The sequence below is a fragment of the Citrobacter sp. wls716 genome (assembly GCF_005280975.1).
GTDB lineage: Bacteria > Pseudomonadota > Gammaproteobacteria > Enterobacterales > Enterobacteriaceae > Citrobacter > Citrobacter youngae.
In genome coordinates, this window is the sequence record NZ_SZWX01000021.1 from 588,066 (window position 1) to 603,465 (window position 15,400).

Genomic DNA, 15,400 nt, shown 5'->3' on the forward strand with positions numbered 1-15,400 from the left:
GCTTCCCCCTCAGAAGAATGACTGTAATCGGTTGAGTATTGCCGGGTCGGTTGTACCGGCGAATACGTGTTTTATGGCGGCGTTAATCAGCGAGCTGTAACAGCGCTCGAACTCTTCCTGATCCATTGATGCGAATGCCAGGCTCTTAGCCCTCACCTTTGTTTCCCCGCGTATCGTCGTAACCACGTCATAGAATCCGGCGAGAATGGTTAGGTTCTTCCGGAACTCTTCTTTCTGCGTGTGTTCGTCTGAGCATTCGTAACCAGTGTTTTCTGATGTCCAGTGGTCATAACAGAACTGGAAGAATGCAAAGGCTTTGCGATGATGCGCGGGGTTTCTGGTGAGTTTGATTTCGGCTACGTAGGTTTCGCCGTTTTTGAATCGCTGGAGTCGATCGAGGTCTGTTTCGTTTGCTGGAGAGAATACGCCGCCCGGGTGTTTAACCAGGTCGATTTGCAATAATTACCTCCTGCGCGTATTTGCGTTCTGCTGCGGATTTAGCCATTACTGTTTAACTCCCTGCTCAGTATTTTTCAGGTCATTCTCCGCAAAGAGGATTGACGTTCTGGCAGAGCGTAACCGGGCTTTGGCGTTCTTCTCTTCGCGCTCGAGATTGGCTACGGACTCGCGCAGTTCGTCGCGTCGGCGGTGAAGTTGCTCAATCTCTGTGACGATATGCTCAGCGTCGGTAGCGACCTGCAGGATGTGATCGAATGCATCAACAACGCATCCGCACCTTGTGCAGCGAATAACACGATCTGTTTCGCAGACTTCAATAGCTCTGTGCTTGCATCGCTGCTGGCTATACTCCTTTCTGTCGCTTACGGTGACGTTGAGTAATTTGGCTTCATCTCTCCCAGGTTGAACGAGAGGGATGACGTTATCGCTGTTATCATCCATCAGTCACCTCCTTCTTCGAGCTTTTGCATAGCTCCAGCGTAACGCTGCATTCCATGTTCAAGTGCAGACTTCACCTCCTGCTGCGGTGCTGCTGGAAGTGGCATCCAGTGGGTTATGATTCCGTGGTGGTGGTGCAGAAGGTATGTGACATTCCATACTCCCACATTAAAACCTCCGTTTGGCTCTTTGCCTTGTGCATATCTAACCAGATACCCCGTAGCACCTCCGTCAACGTCTGTCGTCTCTTCCGGCATCCGCTCGCTTACCGGAATCCAACCATCCGGAGTTACCGGAGAGTTGCCAGCCTGAAGCATGGCGGCGCGGCAGGCCTTCCAGCCCTCCCACATCCTGATGAAATCATGGGCCAACCATGCGGAATACTCCGTTACTGCATATCCAGTGCCACAGCGGGTGACATGCTTCGGCATTTTGAATGATCGCTCGAATGCGTCGCGCGGATCTTCATCCAGCACTACCGGCGCTGTCTGGCGATATGCAGAACAAATCGCATCACAAATTGCCTTGCACTCCACCAGTACATCAGGCTCAACATGCGTCCCGTGTAGCCCGCAGAAGGTTTCCTCCAGCGTGCGGCGGATGTGGGCGATACCTTCCATCGCGGTACGGAAGTTTTGCCGGTACATGTCATCTGGCTGCGCCTGCTTCACCGCCAGCGCTATACGCGCCATCTCTCTCTGCTCATCGGTGAAGGCGATGTCTCCATCAATAACTTCTTGCAGTCGCTCTTTTGTAATGGTTGTCATTTTTCATCTCCTTTAAGCATGACGGATCGGCAGGCGTTACCTTTTCGCTCGTACTGAATCCCAGAAACGGCTAATACAGCCATCACTTTTCCTATCTGAACAACGATCCCCTCATTGCTGATGAACTCATTCGGCAGCTTCACTACTTGCCCTGACTGCGGGCTTGAGTAGAGCGGTATGCGTCTGTGCTCTGGAACTCTGTCGCCATCTGAAATTTGATACCAATCGCCGGGTTTGTCTGCATAGAAATAACCCACTGGCTCAGCACCAAACGATGCAATAGCCACATTAATCACCTTCACAGCATCAGCCATTGCGTAACCGAGATTACCGCCGTCGCTTTGTGCTGCTGCTTTGCTGAGTATTTCGCTTATCTGATGCAGGCGATCGAGTGATACAGGACCGTGCGCCGGGTTGTTAGTTGTCATGGGTTAGTCCTCCTTAATCCCATTGCAAAACCGATGCGAAATATGCACCGCGACACGGCGTGTCACGAGGATGATGCCATCCTGAATACCCATCCTGACCACCTATTGGGCTAACTTTGTACCAGCACTGGTAATAGCGGGCGCTACTTGCAAAATCAGCCGCACCATCCGAGTCGATTACATCTTGTGACACAGAAGCCTGAATTATTTCCGCTTCCGTATAATCGCCGCGCATAACAATGAATCGCGCATAGTCCGAGCAAAGATAATCACACGAACCGTCATGCTTACCTTTTTTTTGTAGGTTTGATTAATTTATCCATGCTCATTCCCCCTTCACGCCAATGCCAGTGGCGCGGTCTAATATCTTCACGAACTCAGTGGCTCCCACATCACCATTCTGTGCGTACTCACTGATAAAATTACGCGCGGATAAAATTATTCCATGCTGGTCTGCTATGCGCTTCTCTGCAGCTTCCATCTGAGATTGATGCAGCAAAGCCTGATGCTTTAAAGCGTCCTGGGCCTTCTGGAACTTCATTCCGTAGTCAGTGGCGATTTCTTCAAGCTCTGAAATGCGCTGGCGTAAGCCTTCAACTGGTTCGCCATTTCTTTCTGCCAGAGACTGAGCCATGCGCTCGTTTTCAGTTTGGTGCGCCTGTTTGTTGAGTGCTGTCATTGGGCTGCCTCCTGATCAACTTGAGTAAAAACGGTGGCAAAGCAATACGGGCAGCCAAGCGTTTCCATCCCGTACTTATTTTTTTTCACGACGACCAGCTCAGATCTTGTTGAGATTTTTTTACAGCGACGGCACTTCATGGATTTGCTCATAGCGCAGCTCCTTTGCGAAGCTGGGCGGCGAATTCGCAGATTGTTACGCCACCCTCCTCTGGGTAATCGGCTGACGAGATATGCAGGCCGTGTGTGATGTTGCCTTCATCATCCTGAATATCACCAACCCACAATATTCCGTCTGTGTAATCGCCGTAGTTTTCGCCACCGTTTCCGCACTGCGAGCAAATAGACTCAATGTCGGATGCGTCAAGGAATATTTGTTGAGGTACGAGTGTGTAACCTTCAGGGATTGCACTTGCCAGCACTTCAGCCAGGAAAGCGTCTGTCGCTGGGGTTTCTGGCAAAACCATCCCATTGTAATGCCCACTTTTTAGCGCCATGTTTTCATCAGCCAGCGCAGAAAACTTCTCGTGCGCCAACTTAACGGCGGAATCTGCCTGCTTAAGTGACTCCATCGCTTTTTCGTTATCCGCCGCCAGCTCCCTGCACTTGCTCTCGGCGTTAGCGAGCTGTACTGCCATGTCTGTTAGCTTTTGCTCGAGTACGGCGTAATCTCCGTGGGTAACAAAGGCTCCTGCGCCTGTCTCGACAACAGCCATTCTGCCCTTGTAGACTTCCTTCATGTCATAACGTTTAACGCTCATAATCCTACCCTCATAAAAAAGGCCCGCTAAGCAGGCCTGTTAATCGATGTTTTTGCGTATTGCATAAAAAAGGCCGACTATCACGGCCACGCTTGCAGATAGCTCAGCTATGTAAGGTTCAGTCATGTCAGATTTACCTGATGTAACTCCATCCGAATTTGATGATTGCTATCGGTGCAACGGCAACCAGCAGCCACATGAATACGCTTGCCACGAAATAGCCAAAAGCATCTTTCCCTTCGGTTACTCCGCGCACGAAAGCCTGCAGAACAATAACGAACCACAGCAGCATCCAGAGAACGCCAATAATTTTTGCGATTATCAACATGGCCTCCCGTAAACCATCATCAGACGCTTTCTCGCATCGCTCTGCATAAACTCAGCCACGACTCCATTCTTCGCCGGGTCGTATGGTGCGAACATCTTCGGGTCGTCACTGTTACGCGACTTCTTCATACCCTTCGCTTCCTGGCTACTCAGGTTTGCATCGACAGCGCGTTGCCTGATTTCTTCGTAGCCGCCACTTTTCAGCCAGCGCTGATAATCATCTTCACCAGTGAATACGCCGATGCCCGGAACGCTGCGCAACTTACCCATGAAGCGGAGTTGCTTGGCCTCTTCTTAATACCGGTTGCGGCAGATACCAAGCTCTTTGTAAATCAGATCAACCTTGGCAGGCTGGTTAGCTGATACGTAGTCGAGAATGCGTTGCTTTAAGCTGTCCATCATGCGGCCCCCTTAGAGCGGTATGAATCCCAGGTGAATGACAGAGTGCAGCCACCGCCGTCGCTCATGCGGTCTATGACGCGCTCACCGATGAATGCAGCCAGTTCTTCTTTGGTCTGGTTGCTAATCAGGATGGTTGGTTTCATGCGCTCGTAGCGGGTGTTTATGATTTCGAACATGATCAGCTTCTCAGCATCGCTACCGAACTGGACGCCGACCTCGTCGATGATCAGCAGGTCTGGTTTGGTGAAGTAGCGGATCACATCGTCTTCAGTTCGCGTTGAGCCCTTCGACCAGGTCGATTTGTACTCTCTGGCAATTTTCAGAGCGGTGGTGAATACAGCTGAGCTTTGATGCTCGGCAATGGCGATCCGGGCGATACCAAAAGCAAGATGGTTCTTACCTGTTCCAGGCTTGCCACACATAACGAGTCCACCGCCTTTCTTCAATCGCTCAGGCCATCGGTTAGCGTACGCCTGGCAGACTTTCAGAACGCGTTGAGCATCGTCGTTTACCGGATCGTAGTTCTGCAGAGTGCAGGACAGAAAGCGATTTGGAATATCCAGACTATCCAGAAGCCGCTCAACGTTTCGCTTACGAGAATCCTCATCGATGCGGATTTTTTCAGCCTGTAGCTCGATTAGCTCATCTCGAATGCAACCCGGGCAACGAGACGGAACAGTTGGTATTTTGATATGCGTAGTCGATACGCGTCGGCGCTGATGGAACTGTCCATGTTTTTCGCAGGTGGCGTCATCAAACTCAACAGTACTGTTTGGTATTTCTAACGGTGGCTGTGATAGCTCTGAAAGCATCTTTTCCAGAGAGAAAATCTTTTCGTCCAGTGTCATGTTCACTCCTGAGCCCAGGATGGGATTTCTGTTTTTCCGTAGTCCTTCGAAGCAAAACCCTCTGACTGAAGGCCATTAGCAACTTTGCGTACAGGTCTTGATAGCGCCTGCTTGTTCTGGTAGCTAAGCTTCTGGCTTGCAGTGATAAACCAGTTCTTTGGCTTCTCATGGCTAAATTCGATATCCAGCTTTTCCAGTTCGTACTTCAGGTCAATGTTCGGATACAGGCGTTTCCAGGCTTCGTAGTCCTTGTGGTTTAACCGAACGATATTTCCTTCGAATGCATAGCGACTTGAAATTTTATGGACATCAGCCTCAGACCCTTCGCAAGTCGCGTCAGCGGCTTGGGTGTTAATTAGGGAATCAGTATGAGGGATGAGGGAATCAGGAATCAGGTTAAGGGAATCAGCAGGATTTAAATTGTTCTCTACTGATTCTTGCACTGTACTTGCATGGTGCTTCTCTGGTGCTTTATTATTTTCAATGTCTTGAGGTGATTCTTCATCCTTCTTATCTTCCTCTTTATCGTCTTTGCACTGTTCTTGTCCGGTGCTGTCATTGTTCTCTACTGGTTCTGGTATCTCACTAGCAGCTTCTTTGCAGTGGGGGTTCTGGTGCTTCTTCCAATTATTTATTTGGATGTATGAGTCGCCATTTACCTGATAGCGGTTAATGAATTTGTGGCTGTGAAGCTGCTGAAGCAGATCATTACAGTCCACATCATCGAAAGGAAGTACCATTGCTTTAACCTTTTTAGGGCGATCATCCAATCGCCCTTCTTTGTCAGCAATAGTCCACAACCCGGCAAAAAGGAGTCGGGCATATGGAGAACACTCGGCTAATTCATCATTAGTGAAAAAGCCGGGTTTGATATTTCTGGATCTAGCCATCGTTATCTCCGGGAGTTAAAAGAGTGAACTGCGCATCGAAGAAGACAACAGATCCCCCATCTCGAGTTAAATGCCGTACCACTTCTGAGCCGAACATAGCCAGGCGAATTAGAGCGGCCTCGCTATCCCCAAAGTGAGTTATACCTAATTGGCTTAGAACGTCAGCAGGACGTAAATCTTTGAATTTTTCGAAGGTTATTAGGTTGTATTTGTCGATGAGGTCATTGACTTTATTGGCATCACCGTCAGGGATGACGGACCTGCAGATGTGAATGATTTTTTCGATCTTGCATTTGAAAAACTCCCTGCCGTCATTAATCCTGAACCTCGCAAGAAGCCGATGAATTTCTGCCTCATGCTTCTCCGGATGCTGTGTTCTGAATGCTTTAACAACGTGGAATTTTTTCGGAACGCCAGTTCCGCCAGAAAGCTCAGCAGCTCTTTTATCGGGACTGTTTGTTGTCATTCCCACTTTATAGAGGCCTGGCATTGCCTCATTCTCAAGAACATAAACCCATCCGCGAGGAGAATACCCTTCAGGAAAATCCAACTCATCGCTGACGGGTGGTTCTTGCAACCACAGCTCTATCGGTGTCATAATTACTCCTGTGAATTGATCCAGTTAAAAATCAATCGTTATCTGAGAATCCTCGACCTTGCCCGTCGGGGATTTTTTATTTCCTACCGCAAGATATAAATCCTGCAATGCTCGCCCTATCGGGCTGCACTCAGCCGCCATTCTGAAAATGCAGAATGCAGTGGCGACATCCCTCCAGTTGGTTCGACTAACTTTTGATTCATGCCAGTCAGACAACTCAGCGAATTTACGACCGGTCATTTTTGATAGTGAGATAAGCAAATCTGTTTCAGCGCGATCAATCTCTCGCTGCGTTGGTTTGCTGTAGTTTGCGTGTTCCTTCATTGATAATTCCTTTGGTGTTGAAATAGTTAATGCGCATCCTGTGATGCGTAGTTGTTATCTCCACAAGGGCGGAGAGGATGAGCAGCGATGTTAAAGAGCGGTGTTTCTATTAGTGCTGAGCTTGGCGACTGTCGCCGAAGAGCAGCCATTCAGGATCGCACTTAAGCGCACGAGCCAACTCAACCAAATAACGTGGACGCTTCGTTGTCCCTGCCTCGATGGCCTGAAGGGACTGCTGTTTCATTCCTGCCAGTGTTGCCAGCTGGGATTGAGACAGATTCATCTCTTCACGTTTTTGCTTGAGGCGCTGAGAAATTGTTTCCATATCACCTCCACAGTTTTATCTGTATTCTGTGACAGTTATTTCTGTTTGTCAATTACAGTTTTAGCTGTGACTATCAAGGCACACAGAAAGAGGTATTTATGAGCCTTGCAGAACGAGTAAAACAAAAAAGAATTGAGCTCGGATTGACGCAGACAGAAGCGGCTGAGAAGGCCGGAATCCGTCAGCAGTCATGGCAGAGCATTGAAGACGGGAAAACTCTCAAGCCACGGAATATAATTGGTATAGCCAAGGCGTTGCGTTGTGATGCTGACTGGTTGATGAATGGCGGCGCATTTATGCCAATAGCTGAAGTGAACAGCAGGAGAGTTCCTTTGATTAGTTATGTGCAAGCTGGGGCCTTAGCTGAGAAGAACCCTATAGAGGCCTTCGATGGTAGCTTAGAATACATCCTTACCGATCTTGATTTGTCAGAGCACAGCTTTGCCCTGCGCATTGAGGGTGATTCCATGGAGCCGGACTTCAAGGCCGGAGATGTGATTATCGTCGATCCTGAAGTTGAGCCGGTTCCTGGCGAATTCGTAGTGGCTAAAAATGGTGGCGATCAGGCCACATTCAAAAAGTATCGACCTACTTTTACTGATATGAACGGGTGTCAGCACTTTGAACTTGTGCCATTGAACGATGATTACCCTGTAATAAACAGCAGCATCCAGCCCCTAACAATCATCGGCGTTATGATTGAGCACAGAATTTATCGACGCAAGCGCTAGCGCCAACCCGCCATCTCTGAAAGAACCGGCTTAGGCCGGTTTTTTTACGCCTATACAAAAATAAATATCAATAAATTACAGGTACATATGTTACCAACAAAAAATAATACAGTTTTATCTGTTGACGATAATACAGTTTTATCTGTATCTTTATCCCATCAGCAGGACGCACCACCGAGACAAGGAATTGAGTCTCAGCTCTTTAACATGATGGGGTTACTTCTCCCGCTCTTGTGGGAGACCAAAGGAAGTTGCTTTGGAGTGTGACGAAATGCAGCTGCATAGACAGCAACTCAGAAGAGAAGCATCTGAGCGCCACACCCTAAAGCAACCACCGGAGATTTTTCAAATGTTAGAAGTCATCACCAACCCAATTCTCGGAGGCATGATCGCCACCTTCTCAATCGGAATGGCATTCACTATCTGGTCAACAGTAAGTGACTGGATGTGGGATCGCAAAAACAAATAACCGTCGCCGCACAAGGATGTGCAACCACTGGAGGACATATGACCAAATTTATCGCAAGCAACAGCGTTACACGGCGTTATCTGAAACGTGGTGAGTTGATGGCTAAGCGACGCGCTGAGGCTGCTCAGAACGAGTCACAGGAAAGAAAACAGGACATGTCACGAGTAGACCGCGCCACTTCGCTAGGTAGTCTGCGTGACAGCAATACAGGTGGATCTGCGTGCTTGCCGGAAGTTGCAATATTCGCAGCAGGTCATCGTAAATCCGGGCAGATTACAGCGCGGTAAATCTACTCCACTTATTTAGAGGTGAGGCAATGATTGAACAGCTTAATTTCTACATGACGCAAGCATCGCCAGAGCTTCTTGAAAGCCGTCGCGAGTATATCGAGCGGGTCATAGTAGGAAAGCTAAAGCGCGGAATTGAGCAGCAAATGGCGTGGTCATCAAAGTTTAAAAATGAGCCTGATTCAGTTGAACTAATTGCTGCGTATAAATCTGGTCTCAAGTACTTCACAGAAAGAGGTTTTAACAATGCCTAATTAACCATTGGATCCTGTCAGGCGGTCTGATAATGACGCTTAGCGTTGAAATTACAGAACCAGAAACGGCTGCCTAAGGGCGGCCTTTTTATTAGCTCAAGAGGGTAAGTCGATGGAAGAAGAAAGTTTCGAAAACGCAGTAAAGCCACTCATCAAATGGCTGAACGAGAATGCCAATCCGCATGCAGTTATCGTCGTAGAAGTGGGTGGAGCGTTTCTGTATTCGGGTGAGCAATCGGTCGTAACGGATGAGTTTATCAAAGACTGACTGAAATTTAAGACCCGCTCTGGCGGGTTTTTATATCTCTCCGCATTCAATGAGTGTGGGTAGATATGAAAGCAGTATTTAACGTTCTGGAGGTGATTATGAGCAACAAAGAATACGAACAGGCATTTCCCACTCGAGATGATAACTATGATTCGAAATACTCAAGTCCTGGCATGACGCTGCGTGACTACTTCGCTGCGAAAGCGATGCAGGGACTACTTGCAAACACATTGATGGGTGATGCGTCGCTACATGCATGCGCTCCTGACTGGCTGGATGATATCTCTGTCGGAGCATATGAATTTGCCGACGCAATGCTACGGGCCCGGGAGTCATCATGACAGTCACCCACAACGGCAAGCAGTACCACGCATCAAAACTCAACGATAACGAGTGGCAACTCTCATCAGTCGATAAACCTCGCGAGAAAATCACAATGAACCGCTGGCAGATGCACATTGCCGGGTTATTGCAGCAGGTGGAGGGTAAATCATGATCGGACATTACGGAACGACGCCGATGATTCGTCAGTGTGTTATGCCTGGAATGATAGCTTTGCACGAGGGCCGCACCTATCGCGTCTCAGCAGTAATTCAAGAGCGAAAATGGGTATACCTGCACACCGATGCAGAGATTATCCGGCTAACTGACTGCGTGATTGACGTCCTTCTCGACGGACGCGGAAACCCTATCCAGCACTAATTTCAAACCCATCCCCCTACTCGTCCGGCTATCGCAGACGGGAAGCGCACAACCAAATTTCAGGAGCCGATTATGGCTGCATATCTCGTTCAAGACCGTATCGAGGCGCAGAACTGGACGCGCCATTATCAGCAGATCGCCAGAGAAGAGCGTGAATCTGAACTGGCTGATGACCTCGAAAAAGGATTACCACAGAGCAAGCTGGAATCGTTGTGCGTTGACGAGTTGCAACGACGCGGGGCCAGCAAGAAGGCTATTTCCAAAGCGTTCGATGATGACGTCGAGTTTCAGGAAAAGGCCGCTGAATTTATTCGCTTCATGGCAGAGACAATTGCTCGCCACCAAACAGATATTGATGAGGGATAGTAACAATGAGCATCAGCATTGTTGAGTTCGTTAAACAACAGGAGCCGCTATTTGTTGGCGCGGTTACCGACCAGTCAGTTACATGGGCAAAGGAAAGCCAGTTTGCGATTCAGTGCTTCCAGCGTAATGACTATTTAGCCAAGACGGCGCTATCAAACCCTATCAGCGCACAGAACGCCATTATCAACGTTGCGGCAATCGGCATCACTCTTAATCCGGCAAGCAAGCTGGCTTATCTGGTGCCGCGCGACGGCATGGTGTGCCTTGATATAAGCTATATGGGCCTCCTGCATCTTGCGCAGTCTACCGGTTCCATTAAGTGGGGACAGTGCAAACTGGTGTATTCAAATGACACCTACGAATCGAACGGGCTTGATACTGCGCCTACACATAAATACAACGCCTTTGGCGATCGCGGTGACGTCGTCGGCGGTTACTGCACAGTAAAGACTGCTGACGGCGATTACCTGACAGAAGAGATGAGCCTGGCAGAAATAAAAGCGACGGAGGCGACCAGCAAGGCCAAGAACGGACCATGGAAAAACTTCTGGGAAGAGATGGCGCGTAAGACCATCGTTAAGCGAGCCAGCAAGTACTGGCCCCGCGCAGAGCGTCTTGATAACGCGATCCACGTCATCAATGAAGATGAGGGTGTTTTCCAGGAGCCAGTTATGGCGCACAAGTCAGAGGAAGACATTCGCGAGGATGCTAAGAAACAGCAGCAAGAAATCATGGATAAGGCGCAATCGCTGTGTGAAGAAATGGCGCATGCCGAAACCATGGCAGACCTGAAGCGTCATTTTGCTGAAGCATACCGGCTCACAGCAGGGATGAAGTTGCAGCAAAACATCCAGGCCATTTATTCAGAATGTAAAATTAAATTTGAGGAGGCCGCATAATGACCGCTCTTTATCAGATCGCCAATGACTTCGCCAAACTTACCGATTCAGACATGCCGCCTGAAATGATCGCCGACACTATTGATGGTATTGAATGGGAGCTTGAGGCAAAGGTCGAGCAAATACTTGCCGTGTGCAAAAACGAACTCGCCGATGCAGAGGCGCTCAAGGAAGAGGCTCGACGACTTATCGAGAGAGCAAAAGCATCTGAGAATCGCGTAGTAAGCCTTAAAGAGTATGTCGCCAGATCACTTGAAACTGCTGGGAAGAAGTCCATGAAGGCAGGTTTGCATCAGGTAACTGTTCGCGCCCCGTCAAAGTCTGTTGAAATCACTGATGTTAACGCCATCCCTCCTGATTTTGTCGAGTATGAAACGACAATCAAGCCTGACAAGCTCGCGATTAAACACCAGATCGAGGCCGGAATTGATATCCCTGGTGCTCATATCAAGCTCGGCAAGCCATCACTAATAATCAAATAACAGGTGCTTTCAATGAGCGAACTTTGGCAACCGTGGGAAAAACTGTTCTTGCATGAAGTTGGCAGAACAATGCCGGTTCAGGTTATCGCAGAAAAGCTTGAGCGCTCAGAATCGGCAGTAGCTCGCCAGGCATCACGTATCGGCGCACCACTTATCAGCAGGATGACCGGTAAACCATGGACGGCAGCCGAACTGTATCTGTTCGGTCGATTCTCAGTGGAAGAGATAGCAACGGCAACCGGTAGATCCATTTGCTCAGTCAGAAGCAAGCGTAACTCGCTGGCCCGCTCTGGAGGATTAACTATGCGTGAATGGACTGCATGTGAACTGGCTGCACTCATGCGCTACACCAACGCAGAAGTCGCAGAGATGACCGGCCGGAGTATCGAAGAGGTCGGAGATAAGCGGCGACAGGTGAATATTGAGCGTAATGGATGGGATAACCGGGATCCGGAGCGTGCATCATGAAATACGGAAGTGTGTGCAGCGGCATCGAGGCTGCCAGTAAAGCGTGGGAACCTCTCGGCTGGAAACCTGCATGGTTCTCTGAAATCGAACCATTCCCATCCGCAGTCCTCGCCCATCACTGGCCGGAAGTAACCAATCTTGGCGACATGACCAAAATTGCCGAGGCGGTGAGCGCGGGTGAAGTAGAAGCGCCTGATGTTCTGGTCGGCGGTACGCCTTGCCAGGCATTCAGCATCGCCGGCTTACGTGAAGGCCTTTCTGACGACCGAGGACAATTAACCCTCTCTTACGTGGAATTAGCCAATGCAATCGACGCAAAGCGCCGCGAACGCGGTGAGCCAGAAGCAATCATCGTCTGGGAAAACGTCCCCGGCGTTCTCAGCAGCAAAGACAATGCCTTCGGGTGCTTTCTGGCAGGACTTGCCGGAGAAAGCTGTGAGTTGCAGCCAGCAGGGGGAAAATGGACGCACGCTGGTTGTGTGTCTGGACCAGAAAGGGTTATTGCCTGGCGCGTCCTTGATGCTCAATTTTTCGGAGTGGCCCAACGACGCCGCCGTGTGTTCGTTGTCGCAAGTGCTCGAAAAGGATTCGATCCCTCAGCGGTACTTTTTGAGCTCAACAGCGTGCGCCGGGATTCTGCGCCGCGCCGAGAATCGCAACCGGAAATTGCCAGAAATGCTGGAGAGCGCACTAAAGTCGGTAGTCACTGGGATAACCCAGAAAACCCTCACCCAACCCTAAATCAGTCCAACAATGTAGGCGGAATTGGGCAAAGCAATCAGGAATTATTTGCTCAGCGGGGATCGGGAATTGTTGGCACTATATCTGCGCATTCGTTTACCGGCGGTGCAGGTGGGCGCCCTGAAGGCGCTGCTGCAGGTCATTTTATCGCTCACGCTTTTGCTGAAAACAGCCGCGGTGAAATAAGGCTGGAGGATGGCAACTGCTGCATCACCGGCTGCCTTTCAACAGGTGGTGGTAAGCCAGGTCAGGGCACGCCTGCGATTTGCATTCAGCATGCTTCTATCGGTCGTCACGATGCAGCGGGTCCTCAGGGTAAAGGTTATCAGGAAGATGTGGCATTCACCCAGGATTCGCGCTCATCCGCCGACGTCGTTCAATATGGTATGCAGGTTCGTCGACTGACGCCAGTGGAGTGCGAGCGGCTTCAAGGCTTTCCTGACGATCACACCAAGATCAGCTGGCGCGGGAAGGATGCTGCTGAATGCCCGGACGGGCCGCGCTACAAAGCTATCGGCAATAGCATGGCAGTACCGGTTATGCGATGGATTGGAGAGCGCATCGCCGCGGCGCTGCCAGCCGAGAAGATGAATGGTGATTATGGCGGAAGTAAAACACCGCTCGACCAGCGCGACCTCTGGCGTACTCCACCAGCCCTCTTCGCTGCTCTTGATGCTGAGTTCTGCTTCCAGTTGGACGCCGCCGCGTCACCGCATAACACGCTATGCAGGAAGTTCATCACCGCTGAGCAGAACACGCTCGAAACGCCCTGGGATGATTACCTGAATGTGCCTGGCTATGTCTGGATGAACCCGCCTTACAGCGACATCACACCGTTCGTTAAAAAGGCTGCTGCCGAGAGCGCAAATCAGATCGGAACGGTGATGCTGGTACCGGCAGACACATCGGTTGGCTGGTTTAAAGAAGCTATCCATACCGCCAGCGAGGTGCGCTTCATCACCGCCGGGCGCCTGGCGTTCATCAATCCGGTAACAGGTAAGCCAGTAAGCGGCAACAACAAAGGATCCTTACTGCTCATCTGGAAGCCATACCCGAGAACGCACTGCCACTTCGCAACTGTGGACCGGGACGAGCTAATGGCTTTCGGGGTGAAACTTCTAGCCCGCAGGGAGGCTGCATGACGCCAGAAACAGACAACGCCATCCGCGCAGCCTGCCTCCGCTGCACCGAGGAAATCCAGCAGGCCATGCGCAGGAAGCCAAAGCCTAATTGGAACGAAACGGTTCCTCCCATCATCAACAAGCATCACAAGAAAATTGAAGCTCTGGGAGTTAGCCTCCTGGAGTTCGTCGTCAAAACTGGCCGCCTTAACGGGCGGTTTGGAGCTGAACAATGACAACAAAAAAATGGGGTCATAACGAGCTTGCTCATGACCTTGCTGAGCATTTACGCCAGAACACAGCGCGCATCTGCTGGGAAGACATGCAGCTCGGGCCCGCCGGTACGTGCCGACCTGATGTCTACTCTATTGCTCATAGCTACAGCAAGTTCTGCCCTGTCGTCTATGAGGTCAAAGTCAGCGTAAGTGATTTCCGGGCTGACGTTACAGCAGGCAAATACACCAAATACTTTAACTACGCAGGCGGCGTTGTTTTTGCAGTTCCTGAAGGCATGCTCAAGAAAAGCGACATCCCAGATGGTTGTGGCTTGATGATCCGGAAGGAAACTGGATGGCATACCATCAAGGGGCCGACAATGCGCCAGATTGATACCCTTCCTCGCGATGCCTGGATGAAGCTGCTTATGGACGGCATGACCCGGCAGGCAGAGAGAACCCAAATAAAAAGCCGCGTAATCAACACCTACCTCAGCGACCAAAAACTAATGAAGCGACATGGCAACGAAATCGCCGATCTTGTTTGTCGAGCACATCGGTCGAAGGAGCGCCTTGAGCAGCACATTAGGGATAACGATGAAAGGCTAAAGAACCTGCGCCAGGAAAGTGAAGAGGAGTTGCAACGCCGACGTAAGCGCCGGGAGGAGTCGGAGGAAAGGTTAACCGACGCCCAGCAAGATCTGGCGAAAGCGCTAGGCCTCGACCCGAATGTCCCTATGTATGTTCTGACAAGGACGCTATGGGAAGCAATGCGCCGACTGACCGAGGATGAAGAGATAAAGAGGTTGCGAGGAATATTGTCCAACCTTGAGCGCACGCTGAATGATGGTCTGAAACCATTACCCGGGGAGAACGCCGCATGAACAAAGCCTCGCCCGTTGATTTGAGAAAAAGCATCGAAATCGCCAACCACCTGGCGCACATCGGGATTCGCTTTGTGCCGATCCCGGTGGCGACCGAGGAAGAGCTCCAGACGCTGGCCGCCGAGTTATCGCTACGGCTTGAGCAGATGGCTGTCGAAGCCGAGAAGAATGAAGGCGGTGCTGCATGAAGGCACTAATCACCAGGGAGCTTAAGGCTCCCTTTTTATTGCTGGCGTTCACCTTCAACCGTATTAACAGACAGTTCCGG

30 protein-coding genes and 1 pseudogene are annotated in these 15,400 nt (G+C 50.2%); 17 read left to right on the forward strand and 14 right to left on the reverse strand.

What is annotated here, in order from left to right; all coding sequences use genetic code 11:
• Positions 1-9 precede the first annotated feature (9 nt).
• The 14 genes from FDX24_RS05605 to FDX24_RS05680 all read right to left on the reverse strand — a co-directional run bounded on the left by FDX24_RS05605 (position 10) and on the right by FDX24_RS05680 (position 7,245).
• A complete protein-coding gene (locus tag FDX24_RS05605; RefSeq protein ID WP_137363955.1) occupies positions 10-459 on the reverse strand; it encodes a DUF1367 family protein in 450 nt (149 codons plus the stop codon).
• 45 nt (positions 460-504) lie between these two features.
• Entirely contained in the window at positions 505-900 is a 396-nt protein-coding gene (locus FDX24_RS05610; RefSeq protein WP_137363956.1) for a hypothetical protein, read from the reverse strand.
• Positions 900-1,664, reverse strand: a complete 765-nt coding sequence (locus FDX24_RS23655) for a DUF551 domain-containing protein (RefSeq protein WP_252362809.1) — start codon at positions 1,662-1,664, stop codon at positions 900-902. The genes FDX24_RS05610 and FDX24_RS23655 overlap by 1 nt, the downstream gene beginning before the upstream one ends.
• Entirely contained in the window at positions 1,661-2,092 is a 432-nt protein-coding gene (locus FDX24_RS05625; protein ID WP_137363957.1) for a hypothetical protein, read from the reverse strand. The genes FDX24_RS23655 and FDX24_RS05625 overlap by 4 nt, the downstream gene beginning before the upstream one ends.
• A 325-nt stretch (positions 2,093-2,417) precedes the next feature.
• Positions 2,418-2,771: a hypothetical protein gene (locus FDX24_RS23820; RefSeq protein ID WP_371414761.1), complete on the reverse strand. Its 354-nt coding sequence runs from the start codon at positions 2,769-2,771 to the stop codon at positions 2,418-2,420.
• Positions 2,768-2,923, reverse strand: a complete 156-nt coding sequence (locus FDX24_RS23405) for a hypothetical protein (protein WP_170973052.1) — start codon at positions 2,921-2,923, stop codon at positions 2,768-2,770. Before FDX24_RS23405 ends, FDX24_RS23820 begins: the two co-directional genes overlap by 4 nt.
• Positions 2,920-3,531: a hypothetical protein gene (locus FDX24_RS23825; protein ID WP_371414762.1), complete on the reverse strand. Its 612-nt coding sequence runs from the start codon at positions 3,529-3,531 to the stop codon at positions 2,920-2,922. Before FDX24_RS23825 ends, FDX24_RS23405 begins: the two co-directional genes overlap by 4 nt.
• 133 nt (positions 3,532-3,664) lie before the next feature.
• On the reverse strand, positions 3,665-3,859 hold the full coding sequence (locus tag FDX24_RS05650) for a hypothetical protein (protein WP_137363958.1): 195 nt from the start codon (positions 3,857-3,859) through the stop codon (positions 3,665-3,667).
• Positions 3,853-4,128 carry a hypothetical protein gene (locus FDX24_RS05655; protein WP_137363959.1) on the reverse strand — a complete coding sequence of 92 codons (276 nt, stop codon included), beginning with the start codon at positions 4,126-4,128 and terminating at the stop codon, positions 3,853-3,855. The genes FDX24_RS05650 and FDX24_RS05655 overlap by 7 nt, the downstream gene beginning before the upstream one ends.
• Before the next feature lie 128 nt (positions 4,129-4,256).
• The gene (locus FDX24_RS05660; RefSeq protein WP_137363960.1) at positions 4,257-5,108 is read right to left on the reverse strand and encodes an ATP-binding protein; all 852 of its coding nucleotides are present in this window, start codon (positions 5,106-5,108) and stop codon (positions 4,257-4,259) included.
• Between the two features lie 2 nt (positions 5,109-5,110).
• The gene (locus FDX24_RS05665) at positions 5,111-5,998 is read right to left on the reverse strand and encodes a hypothetical protein (RefSeq protein WP_047416739.1); all 888 of its coding nucleotides are present in this window, start codon (positions 5,996-5,998) and stop codon (positions 5,111-5,113) included.
• Positions 5,991-6,596, reverse strand: coding sequence for a GIY-YIG nuclease family protein (locus FDX24_RS05670; RefSeq protein WP_137363961.1), 606 nt, complete (start codon positions 6,594-6,596; stop codon positions 5,991-5,993). Before FDX24_RS05670 ends, FDX24_RS05665 begins: the two co-directional genes overlap by 8 nt.
• Positions 6,597-6,620: 24 nt before the next feature.
• Positions 6,621-6,920, reverse strand: a complete 300-nt coding sequence (locus FDX24_RS05675; protein ID WP_137363962.1) for a CII family transcriptional regulator — start codon at positions 6,918-6,920, stop codon at positions 6,621-6,623.
• A gap of 109 nt (positions 6,921-7,029) precedes the next feature.
• Entirely contained in the window at positions 7,030-7,245 is a 216-nt protein-coding gene (locus FDX24_RS05680; RefSeq protein ID WP_048220906.1) for a helix-turn-helix domain-containing protein, read from the reverse strand.
• Positions 7,246-7,343: 98 nt separating this feature from the next.
• Between FDX24_RS05680 and FDX24_RS05685 the strand changes: the two genes are divergently transcribed.
• The 17 genes and pseudogenes from FDX24_RS05685 (at position 7,344) to FDX24_RS05750 (ending at position 15,320) form a co-directional block, all read left to right on the forward strand.
• Positions 7,344-7,976, forward strand: a complete 633-nt coding sequence (locus FDX24_RS05685; RefSeq protein WP_048220905.1) for a LexA family transcriptional regulator — start codon at positions 7,344-7,346, stop codon at positions 7,974-7,976.
• A gap of 256 nt (positions 7,977-8,232) precedes the next feature.
• Entirely contained in the window at positions 8,233-8,445 is a 213-nt protein-coding gene (locus FDX24_RS05690; protein WP_137363963.1) for a hypothetical protein, read from the forward strand.
• Between the two features lie 38 nt (positions 8,446-8,483).
• Entirely contained in the window at positions 8,484-8,732 is a 249-nt protein-coding gene (locus FDX24_RS05695; RefSeq protein ID WP_137363964.1) for a hypothetical protein, read from the forward strand.
• Positions 8,733-8,761: 29 nt separating this feature from the next.
• Entirely contained in the window at positions 8,762-8,986 is a 225-nt protein-coding gene (locus tag FDX24_RS05700) for a hypothetical protein (RefSeq protein WP_137363965.1), read from the forward strand.
• Between the two features lie 112 nt (positions 8,987-9,098).
• The gene (locus FDX24_RS23410) at positions 9,099-9,254 is read left to right on the forward strand and encodes a hypothetical protein (RefSeq protein ID WP_170973053.1); all 156 of its coding nucleotides are present in this window, start codon (positions 9,099-9,101) and stop codon (positions 9,252-9,254) included.
• A gap of 98 nt (positions 9,255-9,352) precedes the next feature.
• A complete protein-coding gene (locus tag FDX24_RS05705) occupies positions 9,353-9,595 on the forward strand; it encodes a hypothetical protein (protein ID WP_137363966.1) in 243 nt (80 codons plus the stop codon).
• Positions 9,592-9,750: a hypothetical protein gene (locus tag FDX24_RS23415; protein WP_167789655.1), complete on the forward strand. Its 159-nt coding sequence runs from the start codon at positions 9,592-9,594 to the stop codon at positions 9,748-9,750. The genes FDX24_RS05705 and FDX24_RS23415 overlap by 4 nt, the downstream gene beginning before the upstream one ends.
• Positions 9,747-9,956, forward strand: a complete 210-nt coding sequence (locus FDX24_RS05710) for a cell division protein FtsZ (protein WP_137363967.1) — start codon at positions 9,747-9,749, stop codon at positions 9,954-9,956. The genes FDX24_RS23415 and FDX24_RS05710 overlap by 4 nt, the downstream gene beginning before the upstream one ends.
• Before the next feature lie 72 nt (positions 9,957-10,028).
• Complete coding sequence (locus tag FDX24_RS05715; RefSeq protein WP_137363968.1) at positions 10,029-10,322, forward strand: host-nuclease inhibitor Gam family protein; 294 nt, start codon at positions 10,029-10,031, stop codon at positions 10,320-10,322.
• 5 nt (positions 10,323-10,327) lie between these two features.
• Complete coding sequence (locus tag FDX24_RS05720; protein ID WP_137363969.1) at positions 10,328-11,221, forward strand: RecT family recombinase; 894 nt, start codon at positions 10,328-10,330, stop codon at positions 11,219-11,221.
• Positions 11,221-11,703 (forward strand): siphovirus Gp157 family protein, encoded by a 483-nt coding sequence (locus tag FDX24_RS05725; RefSeq protein WP_137363970.1) that lies wholly within the window; start codon positions 11,221-11,223, stop codon positions 11,701-11,703. The genes FDX24_RS05720 and FDX24_RS05725 overlap by 1 nt, the downstream gene beginning before the upstream one ends.
• Positions 11,704-11,715: 12 nt before the next feature.
• Entirely contained in the window at positions 11,716-12,171 is a 456-nt protein-coding gene (locus FDX24_RS23660) for a hypothetical protein (protein ID WP_252362813.1), read from the forward strand.
• Positions 12,168-13,415 (forward strand): annotated as a pseudogene (locus FDX24_RS05735) (DNA cytosine methyltransferase); the annotation flags it as partial. The gene FDX24_RS23660 and the pseudogene FDX24_RS05735, both read left to right, overlap by 4 nt.
• 84 nt (positions 13,416-13,499) lie before the next feature.
• Positions 13,500-14,054, forward strand: coding sequence for a phage N-6-adenine-methyltransferase (locus FDX24_RS23830; protein WP_371414766.1), 555 nt, complete (start codon positions 13,500-13,502; stop codon positions 14,052-14,054).
• Positions 14,051-14,269 carry a hypothetical protein gene (locus FDX24_RS05740; protein ID WP_137363972.1) on the forward strand — a complete coding sequence of 73 codons (219 nt, stop codon included), beginning with the start codon at positions 14,051-14,053 and terminating at the stop codon, positions 14,267-14,269. Before FDX24_RS23830 ends, FDX24_RS05740 begins: the two co-directional genes overlap by 4 nt.
• On the forward strand, positions 14,266-15,132 hold the full coding sequence (locus tag FDX24_RS05745) for an MmcB family DNA repair protein (protein WP_137363973.1): 867 nt from the start codon (positions 14,266-14,268) through the stop codon (positions 15,130-15,132). Before FDX24_RS05740 ends, FDX24_RS05745 begins: the two co-directional genes overlap by 4 nt.
• Positions 15,129-15,320 (forward strand): DUF1382 family protein, encoded by a 192-nt coding sequence (locus tag FDX24_RS05750; RefSeq protein WP_137363974.1) that lies wholly within the window; start codon positions 15,129-15,131, stop codon positions 15,318-15,320. The genes FDX24_RS05745 and FDX24_RS05750 overlap by 4 nt, the downstream gene beginning before the upstream one ends.
• The last annotated feature ends 80 nt before the right edge of the window (positions 15,321-15,400 follow it).

Excerpts from the sequence above, each read along its gene's own strand:
- FDX24_RS05610 (WP_137363956.1), bottom strand. The coding sequence starts at position 900 with ATGGATGATAACAGCGATAACGTCATCCCTCTCGTTCAACCTGGGAGA.
- FDX24_RS23655 (WP_252362809.1), bottom strand. The coding sequence starts at position 1,664 with ATGACAACCATTACAAAAGAGCGACTGCAAGAAGTTATTGATGGAGAC.
- FDX24_RS05625 (WP_137363957.1), bottom strand. The coding sequence starts at position 2,092 with ATGACAACTAACAACCCGGCGCACGGTCCTGTATCACTCGATCGCCTG.
- FDX24_RS23820 (WP_371414761.1), bottom strand. The coding sequence starts at position 2,771 with ATGACAGCACTCAACAAACAGGCGCACCAAACTGAAAACGAGCGCATG.
- FDX24_RS23405 (WP_170973052.1), bottom strand. The coding sequence starts at position 2,923 with ATGAGCAAATCCATGAAGTGCCGTCGCTGTAAAAAAATCTCAACAAGA.
- FDX24_RS23825 (WP_371414762.1), bottom strand. The coding sequence starts at position 3,531 with ATGAGCGTTAAACGTTATGACATGAAGGAAGTCTACAAGGGCAGAATG.
- FDX24_RS05650 (WP_137363958.1), bottom strand. The coding sequence starts at position 3,859 with ATGTTGATAATCGCAAAAATTATTGGCGTTCTCTGGATGCTGCTGTGG.
- FDX24_RS05655 (WP_137363959.1), bottom strand. The coding sequence starts at position 4,128 with ATGGGTAAGTTGCGCAGCGTTCCGGGCATCGGCGTATTCACTGGTGAA.
- FDX24_RS05660 (WP_137363960.1), bottom strand. The coding sequence starts at position 5,108 with ATGACACTGGACGAAAAGATTTTCTCTCTGGAAAAGATGCTTTCAGAG.
- FDX24_RS05665 (WP_047416739.1), bottom strand. The coding sequence starts at position 5,998 with ATGGCTAGATCCAGAAATATCAAACCCGGCTTTTTCACTAATGATGAA.
- FDX24_RS05670 (WP_137363961.1), bottom strand. The coding sequence starts at position 6,596 with ATGACACCGATAGAGCTGTGGTTGCAAGAACCACCCGTCAGCGATGAG.
- FDX24_RS05675 (WP_137363962.1), bottom strand. The coding sequence starts at position 6,920 with ATGAAGGAACACGCAAACTACAGCAAACCAACGCAGCGAGAGATTGAT.
- FDX24_RS05680 (WP_048220906.1), bottom strand. The coding sequence starts at position 7,245 with ATGGAAACAATTTCTCAGCGCCTCAAGCAAAAACGTGAAGAGATGAAT.
- FDX24_RS05685 (WP_048220905.1), top strand. The coding sequence starts at position 7,344 with ATGAGCCTTGCAGAACGAGTAAAACAAAAAAGAATTGAGCTCGGATTG.
- FDX24_RS05695 (WP_137363964.1), top strand. The coding sequence starts at position 8,484 with ATGACCAAATTTATCGCAAGCAACAGCGTTACACGGCGTTATCTGAAA.
- FDX24_RS05700 (WP_137363965.1), top strand. The coding sequence starts at position 8,762 with ATGATTGAACAGCTTAATTTCTACATGACGCAAGCATCGCCAGAGCTT.
- FDX24_RS23410 (WP_170973053.1), top strand. The coding sequence starts at position 9,099 with ATGGAAGAAGAAAGTTTCGAAAACGCAGTAAAGCCACTCATCAAATGG.
- FDX24_RS05705 (WP_137363966.1), top strand. The coding sequence starts at position 9,353 with ATGAGCAACAAAGAATACGAACAGGCATTTCCCACTCGAGATGATAAC.
- FDX24_RS23415 (WP_167789655.1), top strand. The coding sequence starts at position 9,592 with ATGACAGTCACCCACAACGGCAAGCAGTACCACGCATCAAAACTCAAC.
- FDX24_RS05710 (WP_137363967.1), top strand. The coding sequence starts at position 9,747 with ATGATCGGACATTACGGAACGACGCCGATGATTCGTCAGTGTGTTATG.
- FDX24_RS05715 (WP_137363968.1), top strand. The coding sequence starts at position 10,029 with ATGGCTGCATATCTCGTTCAAGACCGTATCGAGGCGCAGAACTGGACG.
- FDX24_RS05720 (WP_137363969.1), top strand. The coding sequence starts at position 10,328 with ATGAGCATCAGCATTGTTGAGTTCGTTAAACAACAGGAGCCGCTATTT.
- FDX24_RS05725 (WP_137363970.1), top strand. The coding sequence starts at position 11,221 with ATGACCGCTCTTTATCAGATCGCCAATGACTTCGCCAAACTTACCGAT.
- FDX24_RS23660 (WP_252362813.1), top strand. The coding sequence starts at position 11,716 with ATGAGCGAACTTTGGCAACCGTGGGAAAAACTGTTCTTGCATGAAGTT.
- FDX24_RS23830 (WP_371414766.1), top strand. The coding sequence starts at position 13,500 with ATGAATGGTGATTATGGCGGAAGTAAAACACCGCTCGACCAGCGCGAC.
- FDX24_RS05740 (WP_137363972.1), top strand. The coding sequence starts at position 14,051 with ATGACGCCAGAAACAGACAACGCCATCCGCGCAGCCTGCCTCCGCTGC.
- FDX24_RS05745 (WP_137363973.1), top strand. The coding sequence starts at position 14,266 with ATGACAACAAAAAAATGGGGTCATAACGAGCTTGCTCATGACCTTGCT.
- FDX24_RS05750 (WP_137363974.1), top strand. The coding sequence starts at position 15,129 with ATGAACAAAGCCTCGCCCGTTGATTTGAGAAAAAGCATCGAAATCGCC.